Origin of the sequence: Agrobacterium sp. RAC06, from assembly GCF_001713475.1 — a bacterium.
Taxonomy (GTDB): Bacteria; Pseudomonadota; Alphaproteobacteria; order Rhizobiales; family Rhizobiaceae; genus Allorhizobium.
On record NZ_CP016499.1, the window covers coordinates 130,430 to 151,912 of the forward strand.

Genomic DNA, 21,483 nt, shown 5'->3' on the forward strand with positions numbered 1-21,483 from the left:
TCAAGACGGGTCGAAGAGAGTGCGAAACTCTGGATCTGCGTAGTAGCGGATCTTCCGCGCGAGTGCCGGTCTCTGCCCCCTGTTGAGCAGGATCATTGCTTCGTCGGGGAGCCGCATGATCTCATCCGGAGTCATCAGGTCACGGGCAACGATATGCTCGCTCGATGTGATGCTGGGCGGCTTCCACGGCAGGTTGGGACTGTTCCAGGATTGCGTGACGTGCCGTTCGTCCATCCGGCCGATGGTTCTTGCCATCAGGCTTGCCGTCTCGATGTCGTTGACGCCGAACACCTGTAGCACGCTGGCATTGGAGAGGAAGGTGCCAGCTCGCGGTCCATAGGTCGCACGCAGCTGATGCATGTCCTGCAGGATTGGCCAGAGCTGGACGCCGTAGCCTGCCATCAGGCCCATGGCCCGTTCGACAGGTGCGAGATGTCCGAGGGCCGCGAACTCGTCGAGCAGATAGAGCACAGGCTTTGCCGGTGTTGTCGGATCGCGCGCCATGTCGGTCAGGCTCTGGGTGACGAGCAGTCGGAGCCATCTCGAATAGGTCGACAGCCGATCCGGCGGCAGGACCATGAAGACGGTTGCGGGTTCATGCTTCAGGTCGGCAAAGCGGAAATCCGATCGTTTCAGCACTTCCACCATGCGCGGACTGTCGAGGAAGTGCGTGTGGCGTTGAGCGGCCGAGAATACGCCGGCCGCCTCCCTGTCTGCCTTGCCGAGATGGCGATTGGCAGCCCGGGCAATCAGGCCATTTGCTTCCGGTATCTGCTGCATTTCCTTTAGCAGATCTGTGAACCGATGCGGGTCGGCGGTGAGATGGCGGCGGAGCGTTCCAAGATGCCGCTCGTCGGGTGGCGCTGTTGCAACGATCATCAGCATCAGTCCTGCGATCAGCGCCTTTGCCTCCTCGTTCCAGTGTGCTTCTCCTGCCATGCCCGGTTCATCGAAGACGAGGGCATCGGCAAGCGTTCCTGCATCCTCAGCGAGATCGACACTGTCGGGATCAAGACGGTCGAGAGGATTGAAGGCAGAGGTGTTGAAGGCTGTGACGGCGAAGGGATCGAGTACGTAGACCGGGCCGAAGCTCAGCCGGGCGCGTGCCGTGATCCTCGCATTCTCGCCCTTCGGGTCGATGCAGATGACCGAGCGCTCAGAGGTCAGGAGATTGGGAATGATCGTGCCCACCCCCTTGCCGGTTCTGGTCGGTGCCATGGTGAGGAGATGGCCCGGTCCATCATGGTGCAGCAGCTTTCCAGAGTGCAGGTCCCGACCGATCAGCAGCCCATCAGTGCCCCTGGTCAGCCTGTTCAGCTCCTTGGGCGTTGCCCATTCCGCCGTGCCATGGATCCATGAGGCACGAGCCCGGGCGAGGAAGGGAATGAGAAGTCCGATGGTCGCCGCAATCAGGGGCACATACTTCAGCACATCGGGCAGATTGCTGCTCAGCCAACCACGCTCTTCGCCGGGTTCTGCATTGTGCTGGATGACGACATCGATGCCGAGAATGATGCCGACCACGAGATAACCGAGGAACAGGTAGATCACGGCAAGCTTGATGCCGATTGCCAGCAGGCGAAGGCGCGTGAACAGGGTCATGGCTACTCCTCCCCGTCGGCCAGCTCGTTCGGCTTCTCCTGTTGCTCCAGCTTCTCGAGCTCAAGGATATCGTCGAGCAGCTGCCGGTCATTGTCGCGGGTGAGGAAGCCCGGCAGTTCGGCCCTCAGCCATTCATCGAGCCGGCCGTTGAGGTATCGCTCCGGCTGCCGTTCGATCCGGTCGAGCACAAGCGCTCCGATCAGGATCTTGCGTCTTGTGTCACGGGCTCTCTGCTCTTTGCCCAATCGCGCCACCAGTACCTGCTTGCGGGCTTCGAGCTGTCTCAGTCTTTCCTGAATGCTGCGTCTCGCCATCGCCTCGTCCTTTCGAAACAAGACTTAATTCGACGCGGAAGGGCAAAATCGCACAAGGTACAAATCTGTTGCCGTGAGCGACACGCGGCGAAGCTGCATCCCGGTGGCTTATGAGCGAAGCGAAGAAAGCAACAAGGGCGCACTTACGAGTTGCGGCGCAACTCAGTGCTCAGGTGACCCCGCGACGTGCTGGAGACTGCGAATGGCGATCTACCATTGCAGCATGAAGCCGGTGAGCCGCTCGGGCGGCCGCAGTGCCGTGGCCGCAATCGCCTATCGAACGGCAAGCCGGATCGTCAACGAGCGCGACGGCCTGGTGCATGACTTCACAGCCAAGGCCGGCGTCGTGCATGTGGAGATCGTACTTCCCGAGGGCTCGGAGGCGAGGTGGGCGCTCGACAGATCTGTGCTGTGGAATGCGGTTGAGTTTGCCGAGAAGCGCAAGGATGCGCGGCTGGCGCGGGAGTTCGAGGTGGCGCTTCCGCATGAGCTGAATGCGGGAGAGAGGTTGACGCTGGTTCGTGCCTTTGCCCGTGATCTTGCAGACCGACATGGGGCAGCCGTCGACTTTGCCATTCATGCGCCCGGCGGCGACAGCGACATCCGCAACAGCCATGCCCATGTGATGATGACGACGCGCAAAGTCGAGGCATCAGGACTTGGCGAGAAGACGCTGATCGAGCGGGAGAACAAATGGCTGCTGAACCACGACCTGCCGACGGCGCAGATGCAGTTGCGGGAAATCCGCCACGCCTGGGAGACGCATGCCAACCGGGCACTGATGCTGGCAGGCCATGAGGTGAGGATCGATCATCGCTCGCATCTGGAGCGTGGGCTGGAGATCGAGCCGACCGAGCGCATGGGTGTGCATGCCTCCGAGATCGACCGGCGGGGAGGATCTGTCTCCCGCACACGGATCGATGCGGAAGCGGCACGGCGCAATGCCGAGCTGATCCGCGAGAAACCGGAGCAGGTGCTGACCCTCATCACCGGCGAGAAGAGCGTCTTCGATCGATACGATGTCGCGAGGGCACTCCACCGCTACATCGACGATGCCGGCCAGTTCCGCAATGCGTTCGCCGCGGTGATGGGCTCGAAGGCCCTGGTAGAACTGCGCAAGGAGACGGGTGGTGAGCTTGCCCGCTATACGACACGCGAGATGCTGGAGATCGAGCACGCCATGGCCGTGCGTGCGGATCGCATGAGCCGCCACTCACCTTCGCAGGCCGGCTCGCACGCATCCCGTAATGGGAGTGGCCATGGCGTCGACCGACATCATGTCGACCGTGCCTTGAGGCTACAGGACGAGGCCATCAGGGCAATGACAGATGGCTCGAGCTCGCGGACAGTTGAACGGCAAATGCGAACTGTCCCTTGGGTCACGTCCCGCTACACTCCCCCAGGAGGACTGAGCGAAGAGCAGCGGCTTGCGGTCCGGCATGTCACCGGTCCCGAGCGCATTGCCGCGGTCATCGGCTTTGCAGGCGCCGGCAAGTCGACCATGCTGGCAGCAGCGCTGACAGCCTGGGAAGCACAAGGTTACCGCGTTCATGGAGCAGCTCTTGCCGGCAAGGCGGCGGAAGGGTTGGAGGAATCCTCCGGCATAACCTCCCGCACGCTCGCCTCCTGGGAGCACAGCTGGCAGGCGGGCAGGGCGGAGCTCCAGTCCGGTGACATCCTCGTCATTGACGAGGCGGGCATGGTCGGTAGCAGACAGCTCGGACGGTTCGTCGAGGAGGTCGAGCGTCGCGGCGCAAAACTGGTGCTGGTCGGCGATCACGAACAGCTGCAGGCGATTGGGGCGGGGTCTCCGTTCCGGGCGATTGCAGAGCGGATCGGTGCGGTAGAACTCTCGGAGATCCGCCGGCAGAAAGAGGAGTGGCAGCGGCAGGCCTCGATTGCCTTTGCCACCCATCGGACAGGCGAGGGATTGTCCGCCTATGCCGAACGCGACCAGGTGCGCTTTGCCGAAAACCGGGAGGGTGCACGCGAAGCGCTGATGCGGGATTATCTCGCCGATCGGGATGCACGGCCGGAGGGTTCACGCGTTGCCTTGGCGCATCGGCGTATCGATGTCCGGGCCATCAACGATGCGGTTCGATCAGCATTGCAGGCGCGGGGAGATCTGGCGAAAGCTGCTCTGGGAGACTTCGTGCAAGGCATCCGTGAAGGTCAAGGGCAGGGGGCTGACAGCGTCAACCGGGAGATCGTCTATCAGACGAATGACGGCAAGCGCGGCTTTGCGCCAAGTGACCGCATCGTGCTCCTGGAGAACAACCGGGATCTTGGCGTGAAGAACGGGATGCTGGGAACGGTGACGGCCGTCGAGCCTGACGCACTACAGTTAAGGCTCGACGGCGCAGGGCAGAATGCTGCCCGTGTCATCTCGATACCGGTCAGAAGTTACCAGAGCTTTGACCATGGCTACGCAACGACGATTCACAAGGCTCAAGGGGCCACGGTTGATCGTGCCTTCGTCATGGCATCCGCCACCATGGATCGGCATCTGACCTATGTCGCAATGACCAGGCACCGGGAGGCAGTCACGCTTTATGCCGGCCGCAATGAGCTGAAGGAAATGAAGACACTCTCCGCCAGTCTTGGTCGATCCGGCGCCAAGGAGACGGTGCTTGACTACACCGATGCGTTCGCTGCCCGGCGCGGGCTTGGGGAGGGCATTGGTGTCACGAGTGAGATCGTGATGGGCCCAACGCCACAACGGGATGCGGCACAGCGGGCTGACGATCGGATGGCGGCTCACTACGGCGCTTTGGGTGAGCGCGTTCGCCCGCCCGCCGATCGGCAGCCCTTCGAGGAGACTGCAAGGGCAGAGATAGGGCAGGCGCATCGGACGGAGAATGGTCCGTCAGCCGATGCGCAAGACGGCAAGGTCCAGCCGCTTGTGCCGGTGATCACCCACTATGCCCAGACGATCGAGGAGGTGGCGTTGGCAGAGGTATCGCGGCATCTCGAACAGGTACTCGGTGGTGTGCGCTCACTTGGGCGCGGTGTGTTTGCCAATCCAGAACAATTTGCCGGACTGGTCGCAAAGACGCTCCGTGAACGCAACGGTGATGTCGCTGATCTGGCTGACGCGGTGGCGAAAAGTCCGGAGGCATTCGGTGCGCTGCTTGGCAAGGCTGGGCTCCTGGGCGAAAATCGGGAGCGCAGGCAAGCGCGTCAACTGGCAGGCCCGTTAGGTGCCCATGTCGGACGCGCGTCACGCCACTGGACGAGGCGATATGAGGAGGCGGTGAAGTCCGAACAGTGGAAGCGGGAGAAACAGGATGTGATCGAGGTGCCGGGCTTAAGCGCCCAGAGTGAGAAGATACTCAGGCAGTTGGATGGACTCGAGCGTGCGAAGAAGCCTGCGTTTCTGGAGAAGCTTGTCGGGATGCCGGAGGGGCGGCGGGCGCTTGAGGAGGCGGAGGCGGTCGCCGATGCGATGAGGCAGCGGTTTGGAACCGACGATCTGCGCCATAAGGACCTAATCGAGCTGACGAGGAGACAGGCAGAGAGGAGGGATTTGGCACGGCTGGCCGAGATGGCGCGAATTACGCATCAGGCGAAGGAGGCCGCCAATACCAGGAAATATGAACTGGTTAGAAGTCAGATTAAAGGACTTTCGATGGGCATTTGAATGTCTCAGCCGCCCGGATATGACTGGCGGCTGAGAGTGATCGACATCCGTCTTGGCTTCGATCTTTATTGACTTGCTTCTATTCGTTGGCGGGCGTCGACTGCCCGCCCATTTCTTTGCTCGCCTTGGTGGCTACTTCGCCAGACTAGCCTTGATTTCTGCCACTTCCGACGATTCCATCTGGCCCACGGTTGTTACCTCGCCATCGGTGATCTTCCAGAGCCTGAACGGACCAGTGATGTCGCCATACTGGTCGAAGCTCACAGGGCCGATGACGCCTTCATATTTGATCGGCTTGCCGTCCTTGAGCAGGCCGAGCGCCTTCTCGAATTCCGCCTTGCCAGCGTATATCGGCGTGCCGCCAGGCGCTGTGACATCCGAAATCGCGGTCTTGATCGCGTCCTTGTCGGCCTTGCCAGCCTTGGCGATGGCGAGCGCAACAATGGCACCGGCATCGTAGGACCGATCGGCCGCCGGGGCAGACGGTTCAATCCCACCGGAGAATTCCGCGTAATTGGCGTTGAAGTATTCGGTCGATGTCGTCGGCGTCGTTCCCGACGATGTGCCGTAGGCCTCGTTCAGATATTGTGGGCCGACGCTGGCGATGAAGTCCTTGGAGTTCATGCCGTCGTTGAACAGGAATTTCTGCACGCCGCCGCCAGAAATCCAGGCGCGGGCAATCGTTGCACCGTCAACCGGTGTAGAAATGAGGTAAAGCGCGTCCGGTTCGCCTTCCATGGCGACCGAAGCCTCCGAGGAATAGCTCGCCTGCTTTTCGTTATACGGTGTCGTCGAGGTGATCGTGCCACCGAGCTTGGTGTAAGCGGCGGTGAACTCCCGCATCAGATTGTTGCCGAAGTCGTTGTTGACGTGAATGATGGCGATCTTCTTCATGCCCTGATCGAGCGCGTATTTGGCGGCAGCCGTTCCCTGCAGCGCGTCCGAGGTGATGGTGCGGAAGAAGACGCCATTGGTTTTGCCGTCACGACCAAGGGCTGTCAGCGTCGGTGAGGAGGATGCAGGCGAAACCTGCACGACGCCTGCTGGTGCCGTGACCGAGGTCAGGATCGGGATCGAGACGGAAGAAATGATGCCGCCGATGATAACAGGCACCTTCTTGATGTTGACGAGCTGTGTGGCCTGATCCACGGCGACATTGCCCTGGCTCTGGCTGTCGCGTGTGTCCATGACGAGCTTGCAGCCGTCAACGCCGCCCGCCTCGTTGAAGTCACGGAAGGCCATCTCGACTGATTTCGCGCCGGCCTTGCCATACTCGCCGGCAGGGCCGGTCAGTTCCATGACGACGCCGACCGTGATGTCGCATTCTTGTGCCGCTGCAGGTGCTGCACCGATTGCAAAGCCCGCGAGCATGGTGGACGCGAGGACGAGGCGTTTCATCTGATTTCCCTTGTTCATGTCATTCCCCTTTGTTGAGATTATATTTCATGATGCTGCCGTGGCGCCCGCTGCGGTCCCGCTCGAGCGTATAGACGTCGCCTTCCAGTTCGCGGGCGCCGGCCAGGGCGGTGTCGATCTCCGCGAGATCGGCGTCCGAGAGGACGACATTGGAGATGGCGAGGTTGGAGGCGAGGTGATCGCGATTGCGCGCGCCGACGATGACTGAGGTCACGCCTGGCCGGCGGAGCATGGCGGCACTGGCAATCGTTGCGATGTCGGTTGCATGGCGGTCCGCCACCTTGCGAAGCGTTGACAGCAGTACCTGGAACAGTTCCCAGCCACCGAGGTCATCGATGATCAGCTTGTACTTTGTCAGCGAGCGGTTCTCGAGCGGATGCTCCGGTTCGGCCTGGCCGAGCCAGCGGTCGGAGAGGAAGCCGCCGGCGACCGTGCCATAGCAGAACAGCGCGAAGTCGTGGCGGGCCGCGAGTTCCACCATGCGCTTTTCCGGGCGACGGTCGAGCAGCGAATATTGCAGTTGCAGCGAGGTCAACGGGATTCCGCCATCAAGGATTGCCGTGACATGGTCGCTGTCGAAATTTGTGGCACTGATCTTGTCGATCCGACCGTCTTGCTGAAGCTCCTTCAGCCAGCCGAGGGTGTCGAGCCAGGCAGGCATCTCGTAGTCCCACCAGTGAAACTGGACGAGATCCAGGCGCTCCATGTTCAGCCGCTTGCGCGACGTGTCGATCACGCCTTCCACATAGGCCTTCGTGATCGTCGGCAGGACGCCAAGATCGGGTACGAACTTGGTATGGACGCGAATGCGATCGAGGGCCGCCTGGCCCCGCATGTCGCGGTAACGCAGCCGGAAGCGCCCGATCAGGTCTTCCACGCCGGTGTAGATGTCTGCGCAGTCGAAGGTGGTGATGCCGGCGTCGGCGAAGGCCATCATGTCTTCAATGGCCATCTCCTCATCGATGGCACCATGGCCACCGGCAAGCTGCCATCCGCCGCGAATGACGCGGGAGATCTCGTAACCGGGGGCGATGGAGATACGCTGCATGTTACTCTTTTCCTTCGAGGGGCACGGCTGTCGTGGCGGCATGGCTGAAACGGCGAAGGCCCGTGCGCCGAATTCGCAATCGGGTGGAGCAATTGGGATCTGGACAGGCGATGTCCGCATCCGTCGTCATCCAGTCATGCGCATGGGTCGGGCGCTGCTTGGCGGCCAGCAAGGGAAGGACGGAGGCGAGGGAGTAAATCGATATTCCCTGTCCCGGCGGAAGATAGAGCATTTCACCCTGAAGCTCGAAATAGTCGCCGGGCTTGGCGCCGCAGTAGACGGTACCATTTTCGGGGACCACCACCTCGACACGCAGGTCAAAGAGCTCGAATGTGTCGTCCGTTCCGCTCATCAGTGTCTTCCCTCACGCCGCTTCTTCGCCGGCGTCGAGACGCCCTCGCACGAGATCGAACGAGCGCCCGATGTCATTGGAAAGTGCGTTGACCGCAGCCTCTTCGTCGCGCGCCTCGAGTGCCTCGATGAGTGTCCAGTGATGGTTCGTCGCAGCCAATCCGCCTTGTTCGTCGTGGATATGGGCGGCGGCCCGAACCACCGGGCCGGACTGGAGCCAGAGGCTTTCCACCATCGGGATCAGGACACGTGAGGAGGCGGCGCGATAGATCTGGAAATGGAAGCGATGGTTGATTTCAGAGGTGACTGGGCCGACGTCTTGGCCATGCCGCTCGAAAGCTGCCTCGCAATCCCGGTTGATCTGTTTCAGGCTTTCGATGTCTTCCGCCGTCAACCTGTCACAGGCGAGCGCCACCAGACGCCCCTCGATGAGGATGCGGGCACGCTCCAGGTCATCGAGGCGTTCGCGGGTGATCAGCGGGACCCTGACTGAGCGATTGGGCAGGGCTTCCAGCGCCTGTTCGGATACAAGCCGGCCGAGCGCTTCCCGCACCGGCATAGTGCTCGTCTTGAGCCGATCTGCCATGTCGACGATCCGCAGCATGTCGCCTGCGGCAAAGCCGCCGTTGATCAGCGTACGGCGCAGCTGGTCGTAGACGCGGTCCTGCAAAGTCTCGCGGCCGACAGGCGTGAGGAAGTCGTCCGATTGGCCAATCGTGTCCGTCATCCCGCCTCCAAGCCTCCCGGAAATATCGGTTGATTTTCGCGTCCACGTAAAGTTTGATCAAACATCACGGATCAAATCAAGGCTCATTTTTGAAGATGGCTGCCGCCCATTCCCAACCATCACGATCGTTTCAGAGTGCCGCAGCACCGCCTGCCATCGAAGCACGGCATCTGACGAAATATTTCGATGGGCTGACCGTAGTCTCCGACATGTCGCTCCATCTCGCTCGGGGCGAGATCCTGGGCCTGATCGGCCCGAATGGTGCGGGCAAGACCACCATGTTCAATCTGCTGGCAGGCAGCCTCAAGCCCAGTTCTGGCGAGATCTGGGTCGAGGGTCTTGAAGTCTCCAGCCAAGCGCCGGAGCAGCGCATCGCCCATGGAGTCGCACGGACTTTCCAGATCCCACGCCCTTTTCTGGAAATGAGCGTGCTTGAGAACCTGTTGGTTGGGGCGCAAAAGCAGACGGGCGAAGGCCTGTTTGCCAATTTCCTCAAAGCTGGTCTGGTGCGTCGCGAAGAAAAGGCAGCACTTGAGAAAGCGTATGCGATCCTGGAGTTCGTCACGCTTTCGCGGCTTGCCCATGAGCCCGCACGCGTGCTGTCCGGCGGGCAGCGCAAGCTTCTGGAACTCGCGCGCGTTCTGATGGCCGACCCGCAGGTGATCCTCCTCGACGAGCCGGCCGCGGGGGTAAACCCCGCTTTGCTTGAAGTGATCATGGAGCGGGTGGTGGCGTTGAATGCTGAGGGCAAGTCTATCCTGCTCATCGAGCACAACATGGACATGGTATCGAGGCTGTGCTCGAGGGTGGTGGCCATGGCGCTTGGCAAGCTGCTTGCCGAGGGCGCGCCAGCTGACGTTGCCGCTAATCCTGCAGTCGTCGAAGCCTATCTTGGCGGTGGCGCATGACCGATCCGGTTCTCAACACTGCAGCGCTGGTCGCTGGCTATGAGCCGGACCTTCCCATTGTTCGCGGCGTGGATTTTTCCGTCGCACAGGGCGAACTCGTGATCCTCTTGGGGCCGAACGGCGCTGGCAAATCCACTTTCGTCAAGGCGATCGCTGGCATGGTGCCGGTGCATTCGGGTCGAATTCATCTGGCAGGCCGGGACATCACGGATGTCGCTCCGCACCGTAAACTGGCCGAAGGTCTGGCCTTCGTCCCACAGACGGACAATGTCTTTGCCAGCATGAGCATTCTGGAAAACCTCCAGATCGCCGTGGCGCTCCTGCCGAAATCAGAGCGTAACCTTGCAATCGAGACGATGCTGACCCGATTTCCGGATCTTGCCGTAAAGCCGAAACGGCTGGCCGGCGCGCTCTCCGGCGGTCAGCGACAAATGCTGGCAGTGGCGCGCGCTCTTGCGCTCAATCCGCCGGTTCTCATCCTCGACGAACCATCTGCAGGGCTGTCGCCAAAGATCGTCGGCGAGGTCTTTTCAATGTTGAAGCGCATCAATGGTGAGGGTGTGACGATCGTTCTGGTCGAGCAGAACGTCAAGGCGGCCATGGCGATTGCCGATCGCGCTGTCATTCTGGCCGAAGGGCAGATCCGCCACGAGGGGACGCCTGCCGATCTCGCCGATGATCCCCTCATCGGCAAGATCTATCTCGGCACGACTGGTCGCGCAGCCAGTGAGGTAGCGCGATGAACCCGCAATTCCTGATGGACGGACTGATTGCTGGCGCAATTATTGGCCTCGGCGCGGTCGGTGTGACGCTCACCTATTCGATCCTGCGCTTCTCGAATTTTGCGCATGGAGAACTTCTGTCCTGGGGTGCCTATCTCGCACTCGGCATCAGCAGTGCGCTTGGCGTCCTGGCAGCGGGGCTGACCATCCCGATTGGGCCTTTTTCCTTTGGCTGGTCGCTTCCGATCGCAGCGGTGCTCGCCGTCGCATTGACGGGGCTCCTGGCGCTTGCCGTGGACGCAGCACTATTTTCGAGCTTCCGACGACGCGGCAGCGCCATCATCATTATGGTCATGGCAAGCTTTGGCGCGTCGCTTGCTCTGCGCAGCCTGCTCGAATTCCTGTTCACCTCAAAGCCCGCCTATTTTAGCCAGGCGCTGCAGATTGCCATGAAGCTGGGTCTTGGTCTCAGAGCAACGCCGGACCAGCTGGCCATGCTGGCCGTGGCGTTGGTCTCTGTCATCACAGTTCATCTCGTCATGACGCGGACGGATATCGGCCGGGCCATGCGCGCGGTCAGCGAGAATCCCGGCCTTGCCGGTATCGCCGGCATCGATGTCCGCCGGGTCATACGAACGGCTTGGTTCCTGGGCGCCGCACTCGCCTGCATAGCTGGCATCATGAGCGGCCTGATCATCCAGATCCGCCCCTATCTCGGGCATGACCTTCTGCTGCCCCTGTTTGCGGCTGCCATTCTTGGCGGTATTGGCTCGGTTCCAGGCGCTATGATCGCCGGCCTGTTCATCGGCCTTTCCGAAGCCTTTACGGTCCAGCTTATCGGGGCTGAATGGCGGGCGGCGGTATCCTTTGCCATCCTGATTGCGGTTCTTCTCGTCCGCCCCCGCGGCCTGTTCGGAAAATCGACATGAGCATCGACCTTATCGCCTATGGCGCCTTCTTCCTGACCATGGCCTTCACCTATGCAATCATCTGCCTGGGGCTGAATGTTCAGTGGGGCATGACGGGTTTGTTCAATGTCGGTATCGCCGCCTTCGTCGCGGTCGGTGCCTATACCTCGGCCATTCTGACTACACCTGAAACGGCAGAGCGCTTTGGCGGCTTTGGCATGCCGATTTTCGTTGGGTGGTTGGGGGCTGCCGTCGTCTCGGGAGCGCTTTCCTGGGCCGTTGGTGCGCTGACGATCCGGTTGAGATCCGACTACCTTGCCATCGCAACCTTCGGCGTCGCCGTCACCGTCCAGCTCTGCATGCTCAACCTGCAGAGCGTCACTGGGGGGGCCTTCGGGATCGGCTTCATTCCACGCCCCTTCGCCGATCTGCAGGGCAATGCGCTGCTCTTTAGTCTCGCCAATTGCGGACTTATGGCCCTTGTCGTGCTGGGCCTCTATCTCGGGCTGCAGCATTTGTCGCGCAGCCCATGGGGCCGCGTCTTGCGGGCGATCCGTGAAGACGAGGTGGCCGCCCAGGCGCTTGGCAAACGGCCCGTCCGCTTTCGCCTGCAGGCGTTCACCGTCGGCGGCGCCATTATGGGCCTAGCAGGGGCCGCCCAGGCACATTTCATCGGCTTTATCGCGCCCGACAACTATATGCCGGTTCTCACCTTCCAGGTCTGGGCCATGTTGATTGTCGGCGGCTCCGGCAACAATCGCGGCGCCATTGCCGGGGCCATTCTCGTCTGGGGGCTCTGGGCTCTCACGGCCGCTGCCGTCTCCGCCTTCGTACCGCCCGAGGAACAGGCACGGGCCGCCGCCTTGCAGATTGTCGCCATCGGCGTCGGGCTATGCCTCATGCTTCTACTGCGCCCGCGCGGCCTGTTCGGCGAGGTGAGCCCGCTCGCACGCCTGAGCCGTAACAAACCATCCTGACCATCGAGGAATGATCCCCGTGTCCCAGCATCCCGAACGCATCAATCTCACCCCGGACCTGTCGATCAGCCGTCTCGTCTGCGGCCTCTGGCAGGTTGCCGATATCGAAAAGAATGGCGCTACGGTCGATCCGGAGCAGGGGGCTGATGCCCTTCAGGCCTATGCGGAGGCCGGGTTCGACAGTTTCGACATGGCCGATCATTACGGATCGGCGGAGATCATCACTGGCCATCTCCTGAAACGCTATGGCGCTGGTGAGAAGAAACCGGTGGCCTTCACCAAATGGTGTCCCGAGCCCGGTCCGATGACGCGCGATGTGGTGCGCCGGGGCGTGGAGGACAGGCTTAATCGACTTGGCGTCGACAAGGTCGACCTTCTGCAATTCCATTGGTGGACCTTCGAACACCCGGCGTGGCTCGATGCCCTGCATGAAATGCAGGCGATGAAGGAGGAGGGACTGATTGGCGCCCTTGGCCTCACCAATTTTGATGCAGCCCATCTCAATCTCGCACTGTCAGACGGGATCGAGATTGCCAGCAATCAGGTCTCCTTCTCCCTGATCGACAGGCGGGCTGCGGACGATTTGTCCGCACTCTGCCTGAGGCGGGACGTAAAGCTTCTAGCCTATGGTACGCTCTGTGGCGGCTTCCTGTCAGAGAAGTGGCTGGATAAACCGGAGCCTGCGTCCATCCCCGACTGGAGCCGCTCGAAATACAAGCGCTTCATCGATACGGCCGGCGGATGGGCCGTCTACCAGGATATTCTGCGGGCAGCATCCGTGATTGCCCGCAAGCACGGCGTCTCGATGTCCAACGTGGCCAGCCGCTGGGTTCTCGAACATCCGGCCGTTGCCGCCACGATCATCGGGGCACGGCTCGGTGAAAACGAGCATCGCGATGACAATCTGAAGGTCTTCAGCTTCAAACTGGATGGTGATGATCGGGCTCTGCTCGACGGAGCCTTTGCAAAAGCTAAACCTATTCCCGGCGATTGCGGTGATGAGTATCGAAAGCCGCCATTCCTGACGGCATCTGGTGACCTTAGTCATCACCTCGATGCGATCCCGTCTGTCTACAAGTCGGTTCCCGTGCCGGGGCGCGAGGATCGCTTCCGTGTATCCTCCGGTAGCATCTGGGAGCCGCTTGCCGGTTACAGCCGGGCCGTGCGGGTTGGCGATCGAATTCTGGTATCAGGGACCACGGCGACTCACGGAAGTAACCGTTGTGTGGCACCCGGCGATCCGGGCGCTCAGGCGACCTATATTCTCGACAAGATTGCAGCATCCATTTCCGCGCTTGGCGGAAAGATGGATGATGTCGTTCGCACGCGCATCTATCTCAAGGATGCGTCACAATGGGAGCCGGTCTCGCGTGCCCATGGCCGTTTCTTTTCCGAGGTTCTTCCGGCGAATACCTTGATCGAGGCTGGCGCTCTGGTCGGCGATTATGAAGTCGAGATTGAAGCAGAAGCTGTAGTTTAGCCGAAGGCATGGAAACTGGATATTTCTGCCGGTAAAAATCAAAACTTCGACATATCCCTAGCGCTTTGATTCGCACGCACAGTTGATGACCTCAAAGTACGTGGACATGGACAGCAACGTGACGCATGTCCATTTCCCTGAGATGATCGTGTGCCGAATCTGACGGGGTAGTTGGTTGTGCCCGCGACTCTGTCGCCCTTGGGCGCCGAGGCAAGCAAAAGTGGGTGCAATCAATCGCCCAAGCTGACGAATTTCAGTGTGGAGTTCCCGTTGTTTTTGTAGCCGATCACCCTGCAGCCGTTCTTCTCGCGAATGGGGGCGGGACCTTGCAGTATTAGCGTATGCCAACCTTCGTGGCGTCCTGAAACGCGATAAGGGGCGGGCTCGCATCCCTTCTTGAACACATACGCAGTTCCTTCCACCACCGACTTTTCGTCGTAAACGTCCCAGGGGCGGTCAGCCTTGAACAGGAGGGTTCGTGGTTTGACGGTACCCGCTATGGCCGGCTTTGGTGCCCTGTAAAGGATTGTGCCGGCCTCAGGATCGACGTCCATCTCGGAACCGTTGTGGTCGAAAACAGATCGGTAGTCGATCAGATGTTGCACGTCCGAGGTGTAGTACTGGTCAAGCGGCTGAGGGCCGCAGATTTGTATCATGGTGCCGGACGAATAAAGGCGTCCGTCGGCAAGGATAGCCAGGTAGAAGCCGTAGTTGCCATAGGGGTCCATGGCGACCGGTCCGCCCAAACTCTTGTCGTAGACCGCATCAACGGACCAACTACAATTCTGTCCGTTGCCTTCAACCGAGAACTTGATCTCGACTGTCTTGCGCGACTTCATGTCATCGATATCCAACCGGCAAATTTGTTCTTCTCCGCACGGTCGCGACCATCCGCCTCTGAATTCTTCTCGTGTCGCGGCATTTGCGGCCGGGATAAGCAGAGAAAAAGCGATCAGGGAAGAGTATGCGAGCTTCATGAAATACCATTCTCTTCAGTGAGGCGCGGCGGAAAGTCTGGATTTCGTGCCGAGCCAACAGTCTATAACATGGGCACGTCGAGTTCCTTTGATGATGCAACCTCGCTGTTTCGTTTCGATTAAGTTGCTCGCTAAAAAGCTATGGGTTCAGCTGAGGACCTCTCCGTGGTGAGACTGTACGTTGCGCTCGGCCGAACATCGACTGCGGGTCGGGAAAGCGGATTTGAGCGCGCAAGAAGCACCAGCTCATGCGCATCTGCCGCGCGTCAGACGTTGCACGCCGTATACTGGAGCAGTCTGGGCCTGTCAGTTGAAATGGCCTGAACGGTGTAGCGGTTCGTTTGAAGCATTGGGGTGAAATGATCTGACGCAGCCTTAGGAGATCTGCCGTTAATCTGGCCTCAGAGCGCGCGTGATGTCCGGCGGGTCCAAGGCGTGTACGAGCAAATCGCGCAGGGACTTAACCCTAGGTTATCAAACGCTTGATAATGCTGTGACGTAATCTAGGAGCTCCCCAATGACATTTTTCTCCAAGTTGTTCGTCTCTGCAGCACTTTGTTCGTTGTCGATATCAAGCCCGGTGTTTGCGGATGCAACTGCCCGCTACGGTGAACTTCAGGCGGTCATTGATGCAATCAACGATCCCGATCCGGTGATGAGGTTGGCCCAGCTAGATGAGATCCTCAAAAAAGGCGACGCCACCGAGGTTCAGCTCGCAATCCGCACAGCATTCTCAGTCGAAGATCCGAACGTTCGCTCGCTGGCGCTTCGTGCACATTTTGCTGGTTTCAACACCTTTGTCATCACGGCTTCTCTCCCTAAGAAAATGCAGGACGCGGTCGATAGTGGTGACAAGAAAGTAATAGACGAAGTTGGAAAAAGTGATCTTGTGAGATATTTCAATGAGCGTGGGTACCAATTTAGTTTAGCATCTGATTATCCGGGAAGTAATTCGCTTGAGTTTAAAGTTAAACTTTTGAATGATAGGGAGCAATCTGAAGATTTTCGTGGCTCCGGAAATATTCGAGGTGGATTGATTACGGTGGTTGTTCCATTTAATTTCCAGGCTCAAACAAAAATTTGTAGCTTTGAATTCGATGATTACGATGGATTTACTATTCACGGGTTTGGTAGCTGCAATATAGAGAAAGGCTTTTTGTTTCCGGTCGTTTTGCACCTTTTTGATAGCGATAAGCCTGTGAGCAAGGACTAGAGAAATTTTCGGGTATTTGGCGGCTATCGATCGTCGCTGAATGGCTCAATACTGTTGATCATATAATTTGCTGTTTTAGGGCCGGTTAGCGTCAGTCGAAGGCGTGACACACGTCTGGTTGACATGCCGCATATGGTTTCGTCTGATAGCTCGCAGCGCGTACCCGGAACGAACCCCTGTCCGTCTGTGTCCGTTTCAACGATCAGCGCACCTTGACCTGACAGCCCCTGTCCGCTCAAGCGTATGCCGCTGATGTTGGATAGCCGATCCATCTCGACAAGCAGCGTCACACGATCGTCTGTCGGCGATAGATAAAGCGGGGATCTCTCCGCAAGGAAGGCGCCGATGCTGCTGTCGCGTTTCGAGATGCGTCCCTTAGTAAGCATCAGGCTCTGAAATGGGAGGTTGTGCTGTATCTGGGGCTTCACGCCGCCTGAGATCTTCTGCAGTTCGACAGCAATCTGATCATAGCGCAAGGCGACACCGATACCTTCGTCCGGATCGACCTCGTACAGCATCGCTATCGGTCTGCCGTTGTTCATGATCGTGCCGCCGCTCATCCCTTTTTGCAGCGATGCCCCAGCATCAGTGGCTGACAGTGCTATGATCTTGCCACCTTCGCTGTCTCGTGACAAAGCGCGAAAGGCAACGGTGATCGATTGCCGTTCCGTCGGCGTCGTGATTTCCAGCGTCGCCTGCTTGATGCGATCGATGATGGGCTGAAGCGGCGTCGCTTGGACCCGGTCTCTGCTACACGGCTCCTGCGTGATCGGCCCGCCGACAGTCAGAAACGCCAGGTCTAGATCTGCATCTAACGCAGGCACAGGATTTGCCGTTGGATGAAGACGGCCGAAACTGTCGAGCAAGTCCGGGGTCGTCAGCGTTCCATCAGCCGCTTCAATCACATGCCTGGGGGTTGCGATGCGGCAGTTTCCCGAGCCATCCAGGAACAGCCATCCTTGGCCGAAAGTGTCATCTCCTCGGGATAGCATCACTGTTTCCGCAGTCGCTGAAACTTGCGATAGTGAAAGCGCGAGGCCTACCAAGGCAGTGGTGCAGAGTTGGCGGGTGTTGGTTGTCATCTTTCTCTCAGCCTTCACCGATTTTGGGCCCGGCAGTATCCTTGCTCTCATCTTCGGCCTTACTGATTGCTGATGATGCAGACCTAATTAGCTCAATGGCGAACGGCCAAAGTGCAAACATGAAAATGAAGAACAGCTGAATTTTCAGGAAGCCGGGGTCGTTCAGCGCTTGAACGAACAAGCCAAGGTCAATTCTGCTGCTGTCAGCGCGCGCCCCGGGGGGAGTCAGGCGCAGTTCTCGTGACTCAGTGGATACTGATAGGGAAAAACCCGGATCCGTCTCATTCACTTCTATGAAGCCGAACATGGCGGCTTCGGCATCGTCGTTCCCTGGAACGCCTTGTCTAACGTTCGTTTCAATCAAACTGCCTGGCGGTACAGCCATCCCCTCGATGGCGGCGTAAAGAGAGCCGCCATCGCCAAGCAGAGGGAGGTTCAGGGTGCGACCAAAAACGTCGAGAGATCCAGAAACAAGGATCGGTCCTGGTCCGTCGCCACGCATTGAGAAGGGCGATCCAATCTGACCCGGCCCCCAGACGGGAAAGCGCTCCGCTTGGAGTGTGCCACATTCTTCGTTATCTCGAAAAAGTAGCAACTCGCCGTCGAACGGTACAACATTGCCCTGGGGGCTGCGAAGCTCGCCTCGGCCCTCAATAGTTATTTGAAGGGGGCCGTTTTCAGTGCGCAAATATGTTACTTGAGCACCGACGCCAGGTAGAAATGCGCCTTCAAAGCACTGGTTCTCCCGGCTCTCATCATCAGGCCAAGTGCTTACCTTTAAGCCTCGCGCGTAGATGATTGCGAGTTCAGGATTGAAGACGCTGAACGAGACGATTTCGGTGTTTGCCTTGATCGATGTCAGCGTTGTCGAGTTGGCAGAGAACCAGAACAATGCGGAGGTGGCCGCCGTTGCGAGCAATGCCGCCACGCCGAACGATGCAGCAATCGGATTGCGGCAGAGACGCTTGAATCTAGTCAACATGAATTGCGTAACGTTGTTCGGTCGCCTGTCCGGTCAATCCCTTCACGCCGATGACGAGCTTGACTGGCTTGCCTCTGGCCGCTGCTGGGATCGCAACTTGACAGATGTGGGAGTAAGTCACACGCGGACCGCCTGCAGGTTTCTTGCAGCTTCCAGATTGGAGGACGCTATGGTCCTCCGCCTCAAGTCTCGCCAGCACCTTGCTCTGGCTGACGTTGACATGCGCCAGCAGCAACTGCTCTTCATCGCTTTGGCCAATGATTCCCGGAACATAAATTTTTTCGGCTGTCTCCGCGCAGTCGGTTGCAACTGTCGCAAGCATGAGGAGACTATTTGCGCCGTAGAGGTCCAGCTGTTCTTGATACTTGGTTGGGATTGGCACCCTTGGCGGCACGCTGAATAGTCCTGTCGCACGATACATGTTGGCCGCCCAGTAGCGCCCATCGTCAGACGTCAATCGGACGCAAAGTGTTTGCGGTGCTGCATCATCTCTTCGAATAAATGCAACCTTGAGGTCTTTGAAAGCCCCAGTTGGCAGGCCACTGACATAAGACAGGCCAGAGAGAAACTGTCCGTTGACTTGAGTGTTGCCGGCGTAGCGCTCAGTGAAGCCGGGCGCATTCGCCAGTTCTAGAACTGGCGTCGGTTCGCTTGCATGTGAGATCCCGGCATAGGCGAAAAGTGCTGAGACGAGAACTGAAGGAAGTCTGGGCGATAAATGCATCTGGAACTCCGGCGAGGGATGTAGCGTCGCTCACTAGGCGCTAATTTTCGCTTAAGGACCCTTATCGGTTGTGATGCATACGCAAACATTTCAGGGCCTTGGCGATCATATCGGTTGTTCGCCGGACATTTTTCGTCTCGGCGTTTGCCGTTCGGGAAGACCACTTTAAGGATCTGCGCGGTATCCGTGGTGTGAGTGGAAGCTTTGTCGAGGAGCGCGCTTTTGAACGCCACGGAAGAAGAGGCCAAACGGCTTCGCGCTATGAATATCAGTGTGCCTGACATTTCGCGTCAGACGGGGCTTTCCGTGTTCAAGGTCTATGAAGTGACCGAGAGCCGCGACGTGGCAGTTAGAAAAATGGCTCGCCTGCATTTCCTCCGTGGGACAGGATGGCCATGGGATGAGAAGGCCTGCGATCCCGACAGCCAGAGGCCTCCATCTGGGGATCGACCGTTGGACGCTGCCCGAGCAATCATTGACCTTTTGCGCGGAACTTCTTTGGATAACCCAATCCGTATGGCATTAGATCAACTTGGCGACGATGAACGCATGCAGATGCTCGAAATCATGCGTTATCTTATCGCAGATGCAGCGAAGTAGGAGCGGTCCTGCGTCTAGGCCCGCATTGGTCTTCCGACCTTTTCTCCGTAGTGCAACGTGCCTCGAAGGCTGCGTTCAATAGAACGCGAAGGCTCAACGGGGGCGGGGCAGACAAGAGCTGCCGGGATTTCAATCACGACAAATTTGTCTGTTTACGGGCCGGGTAATGCAACCGATTATTGCCGTTTGCGACCGCTTGAAGGCGCCCTTGCTCGTCGTTGGGCAATTCCAACATGAGCGGTCGCGCTTTGATCCGATTGCCCTGTTTGAAATCGAGTAAAGCTGGAGACTTAGGATGAAGACCCATGTTTCTCGTAGTTCAGATCCGCCTCTTCTGCGTTTCGCCGTTGGCAGGCTGGAAGCTTCTAAACTCCTTGATGTGTCGCCCGGCACTTTCGACAATTGGGTTAGGCAGGGATTGATGCCAAAAGGGGTCAAGATTGGAAGTTTACGCCGCTGGGATGCTGGCCAGCTTCGGGCGTGCTGGTACGACCTTGTTGATGCGCACCAGGAAGGAGACGTCGAAGATGACCTCGAAAACCCCTTCGACAAGACGGTTGGGTAGAGCCAGCACGCCGTTTCGCTATTGCAATCGCGATGTCGACCGGTTTGGCAACGAGCGCTACTACGTCCGGATTCCAGGCTTGTCGAAATACCGGATGACGGCGCCATATCTCGATGAGCGAGGCAGCATTACGGTAGCCTTCGCTGAAGAGTATCATCGCGTTATTGCCGGCGATCGTGGCAGCAGGCCATTGCCTCCAAAGCGTGTTCAAGAGGGGACGGTTCTCTGGCTGGTGGAGACCTACTACCGGTCAAAGCTTTTCCAGACCTATTCGGCTGCGACGAAGAACGACAAGAAGAGTGTCCTTAACCGCTACTGCGCGCTTGTCGGAGACCTGCCGTTCAAGAAGATGCGGAAGTCGGACGTTGAGGCAAGCCAGATGAAGCGCAGTCAGACGCCTGGAGCCGCCGACAAACTCGTCAAGTATCTGAAGGCTTTGTTCAATTGGGCGATCAAGGAAGGTATCGCGACCTTCAACCCCGCGGAAGGCGTAACAAAAATTCATAAATCAGACGGTTTCCATTCGTGGAGCGAGATCGAACTTGATCGGTTTCGCACCGTCTATCCACTTGGGACGACGGCGAGATTGGCATTCGAGCTGATGGTGAACCTCGGTGTCAGGCGATCGGACCTTGTAAAGCTTGGTTGGCGCAACCTGATTCGCGATCGCATCGAGTTCGTGCCGCAAAAGGGCGCGGGCAAATATGCGCAGTTTTTGAGCTTGCCGGTCACCGCAGAGCTCAACGATGCTTTGAATACCATCACTCATGACAAGCCGACCTTCCTGGTTACGGAATACGGCAAGCCGTTCATGTCCAACGGTTTCGGCAACAAGATGCGCCAATGGTGCGATGAAGCCGGGCTACCGGAATGCTCGTCTCACGGACTTCGAAAAGCTTCGGCCACAATCCTTGCAGAAGCGGGCGCCACTGAACATCAGCTCATGGCCATTTTCGGCTGGTCCGATTCGAAGATGGCTCAGCACTACACGAAAACAGCGCAGTCGAAGCGCGTTATCGATGCTGGTTTTGAGCGGCGGAGAAGCTACGTGGCCCGGCGGAATGTCCCACTTTCGGCGGGTCGGGAATTCAGTGAGACAATACAAGGAGAAAATGATGCAAAAACAATGCTGGAAAGCAGAAGTGGTGGGCCCGGAGGGACTCGAACCCCCAACCAAGCGGTTATGAGCCGCCGGCTCTAACCATTGAGCTACAGGCCCAGCCCGGCGTGATGCCGTCGGGCGGGTT

At 58.8% G+C, this 21,483-nt stretch carries 19 protein-coding genes, 1 tRNA gene and 1 pseudogene; 10 read left to right on the forward strand and 11 right to left on the reverse strand.

Translation table 11 applies throughout. The features are described 5' to 3' along the window. Both BSY240_RS00630 and BSY240_RS00635 read right to left on the reverse strand, forming a co-directional pair. Complete coding sequence (locus BSY240_RS00630) at nucleotides 1-1,602, reverse strand: type IV secretory system conjugative DNA transfer family protein (RefSeq protein WP_069041069.1); 1,602 nt, start codon at nucleotides 1,600-1,602, stop codon at nucleotides 1-3. A gap of 2 nt (nucleotides 1,603-1,604) precedes the next feature. Then, nucleotides 1,605-1,916: a mobilization protein gene (locus BSY240_RS00635; RefSeq protein ID WP_069041070.1), complete on the reverse strand. Its 312-nt coding sequence runs from the start codon at nucleotides 1,914-1,916 to the stop codon at nucleotides 1,605-1,607. A gap of 202 nt (nucleotides 1,917-2,118) precedes the next feature. Here BSY240_RS00635 and traA point away from each other — a divergent pair, with 202 nt between their 5' ends. Next, nucleotides 2,119-5,556: a Ti-type conjugative transfer relaxase TraA gene (traA, locus tag BSY240_RS00640; protein WP_069041071.1), complete on the forward strand. Its 3,438-nt coding sequence runs from the start codon at nucleotides 2,119-2,121 to the stop codon at nucleotides 5,554-5,556. Between the two features lie 132 nt (nucleotides 5,557-5,688). Here the strand turns inward: traA and BSY240_RS00645 are convergent, their stop codons facing one another. The 4 genes from BSY240_RS00645 to BSY240_RS00660 are packed head-to-tail and all read right to left on the reverse strand — an operon-like array spanning nucleotide 5,689 to nucleotide 9,098. Continuing rightward, nucleotides 5,689-6,927 carry an ABC transporter substrate-binding protein gene (locus tag BSY240_RS00645; RefSeq protein ID WP_236759399.1) on the reverse strand — a complete coding sequence of 413 codons (1,239 nt, stop codon included), beginning with the start codon at nucleotides 6,925-6,927 and terminating at the stop codon, nucleotides 5,689-5,691. A gap of 46 nt (nucleotides 6,928-6,973) precedes the next feature. Then, nucleotides 6,974-8,020 carry an aldo/keto reductase gene (locus BSY240_RS00650; RefSeq protein ID WP_069041072.1) on the reverse strand — a complete coding sequence of 349 codons (1,047 nt, stop codon included), beginning with the start codon at nucleotides 8,018-8,020 and terminating at the stop codon, nucleotides 6,974-6,976. 1 nt (nucleotide 8,021) lies between these two features. Then, complete coding sequence (locus BSY240_RS00655) at nucleotides 8,022-8,372, reverse strand: TIGR04076 family protein (protein WP_069041073.1); 351 nt, start codon at nucleotides 8,370-8,372, stop codon at nucleotides 8,022-8,024. A gap of 12 nt (nucleotides 8,373-8,384) precedes the next feature. Beyond that, nucleotides 8,385-9,098 (reverse strand): GntR family transcriptional regulator, encoded by a 714-nt coding sequence (locus tag BSY240_RS00660; protein ID WP_069041074.1) that lies wholly within the window; start codon nucleotides 9,096-9,098, stop codon nucleotides 8,385-8,387. Between the two features lie 95 nt (nucleotides 9,099-9,193). On the opposite strand from BSY240_RS00660, the gene BSY240_RS00665 reads away from it, so the two are divergent. Genes BSY240_RS00665 through BSY240_RS00685 form a run of 5 tightly spaced genes read left to right on the forward strand, consistent with a single transcriptional unit; the run spans nucleotide 9,194 to nucleotide 14,093 of the window. Next, entirely contained in the window at nucleotides 9,194-10,006 is an 813-nt protein-coding gene (locus BSY240_RS00665) for an ABC transporter ATP-binding protein (protein WP_069041075.1), read from the forward strand. Further along, on the forward strand, nucleotides 10,003-10,749 hold the full coding sequence (locus BSY240_RS00670; RefSeq protein ID WP_069041076.1) for an ABC transporter ATP-binding protein: 747 nt from the start codon (nucleotides 10,003-10,005) through the stop codon (nucleotides 10,747-10,749). The genes BSY240_RS00665 and BSY240_RS00670 overlap by 4 nt, the downstream gene beginning before the upstream one ends. Then, on the forward strand, nucleotides 10,746-11,657 hold the full coding sequence (locus tag BSY240_RS00675; protein WP_069041077.1) for a branched-chain amino acid ABC transporter permease: 912 nt from the start codon (nucleotides 10,746-10,748) through the stop codon (nucleotides 11,655-11,657). Before BSY240_RS00670 ends, BSY240_RS00675 begins: the two co-directional genes overlap by 4 nt. After that, nucleotides 11,654-12,613: a branched-chain amino acid ABC transporter permease gene (locus tag BSY240_RS00680; RefSeq protein WP_069041078.1), complete on the forward strand. Its 960-nt coding sequence runs from the start codon at nucleotides 11,654-11,656 to the stop codon at nucleotides 12,611-12,613. Before BSY240_RS00675 ends, BSY240_RS00680 begins: the two co-directional genes overlap by 4 nt. A 10-nt stretch (nucleotides 12,614-12,623) precedes the next feature. Further along, nucleotides 12,624-14,093, forward strand: coding sequence for an aldo/keto reductase (locus BSY240_RS00685; protein WP_069041079.1), 1,470 nt, complete (start codon nucleotides 12,624-12,626; stop codon nucleotides 14,091-14,093). Between the two features lie 230 nt (nucleotides 14,094-14,323). On the opposite strand, the gene BSY240_RS00690 is transcribed toward BSY240_RS00685, so the two are convergent. Further along, nucleotides 14,324-15,070, reverse strand: a complete 747-nt coding sequence (locus BSY240_RS00690; RefSeq protein WP_069041080.1) for a hypothetical protein — start codon at nucleotides 15,068-15,070, stop codon at nucleotides 14,324-14,326. 517 nt (nucleotides 15,071-15,587) lie between these two features. Between BSY240_RS00690 and BSY240_RS00695 the strand changes: the two genes are divergently transcribed. Continuing rightward, complete coding sequence (locus tag BSY240_RS00695; protein WP_069041081.1) at nucleotides 15,588-16,283, forward strand: hypothetical protein; 696 nt, start codon at nucleotides 15,588-15,590, stop codon at nucleotides 16,281-16,283. 23 nt (nucleotides 16,284-16,306) lie between these two features. On the opposite strand, the gene BSY240_RS00700 is transcribed toward BSY240_RS00695, so the two are convergent. From BSY240_RS00700 to BSY240_RS00710, 3 genes are read right to left on the reverse strand one after another with little or no spacing between them, the layout of a single operon-like run. Further along, nucleotides 16,307-17,365, reverse strand: a complete 1,059-nt coding sequence (locus BSY240_RS00700) for a trypsin-like peptidase domain-containing protein (protein ID WP_150127363.1) — start codon at nucleotides 17,363-17,365, stop codon at nucleotides 16,307-16,309. 7 nt (nucleotides 17,366-17,372) lie between these two features. Beyond that, nucleotides 17,373-18,347 carry a hypothetical protein gene (locus tag BSY240_RS00705; RefSeq protein WP_069041083.1) on the reverse strand — a complete coding sequence of 325 codons (975 nt, stop codon included), beginning with the start codon at nucleotides 18,345-18,347 and terminating at the stop codon, nucleotides 17,373-17,375. Next, nucleotides 18,337-19,071 (reverse strand): hypothetical protein, encoded by a 735-nt coding sequence (locus BSY240_RS00710; RefSeq protein ID WP_069041084.1) that lies wholly within the window; start codon nucleotides 19,069-19,071, stop codon nucleotides 18,337-18,339. Before BSY240_RS00710 ends, BSY240_RS00705 begins: the two co-directional genes overlap by 11 nt. 222 nt (nucleotides 19,072-19,293) lie before the next feature. On the opposite strand from BSY240_RS00710, the gene BSY240_RS00715 reads away from it, so the two are divergent. The 3 genes and pseudogenes from BSY240_RS00715 to BSY240_RS24565 all read left to right on the forward strand — a co-directional run. Next, nucleotides 19,294-19,671 carry a hypothetical protein gene (locus BSY240_RS00715; RefSeq protein WP_069041085.1) on the forward strand — a complete coding sequence of 126 codons (378 nt, stop codon included), beginning with the start codon at nucleotides 19,294-19,296 and terminating at the stop codon, nucleotides 19,669-19,671. A 295-nt stretch (nucleotides 19,672-19,966) separates the two neighbouring features. Continuing rightward, nucleotides 19,967-20,236 (forward strand): helix-turn-helix transcriptional regulator, encoded by a 270-nt coding sequence (locus BSY240_RS23560; RefSeq protein ID WP_083229527.1) that lies wholly within the window; start codon nucleotides 19,967-19,969, stop codon nucleotides 20,234-20,236. Nucleotides 20,237-20,837: 601 nt separating this feature from the next. Further along, nucleotides 20,838-21,179: pseudogene (locus BSY240_RS24565) on the forward strand (tyrosine-type recombinase/integrase); the annotation flags it as partial. 200 nt (nucleotides 21,180-21,379) lie between these two features. On the opposite strand, the gene BSY240_RS00725 reads toward BSY240_RS24565, so the two are convergent. Beyond that, nucleotides 21,380-21,455 (reverse strand) — tRNA-Ile (locus tag BSY240_RS00725). Between the last annotated feature and the right edge of the window lie 28 nt (nucleotides 21,456-21,483).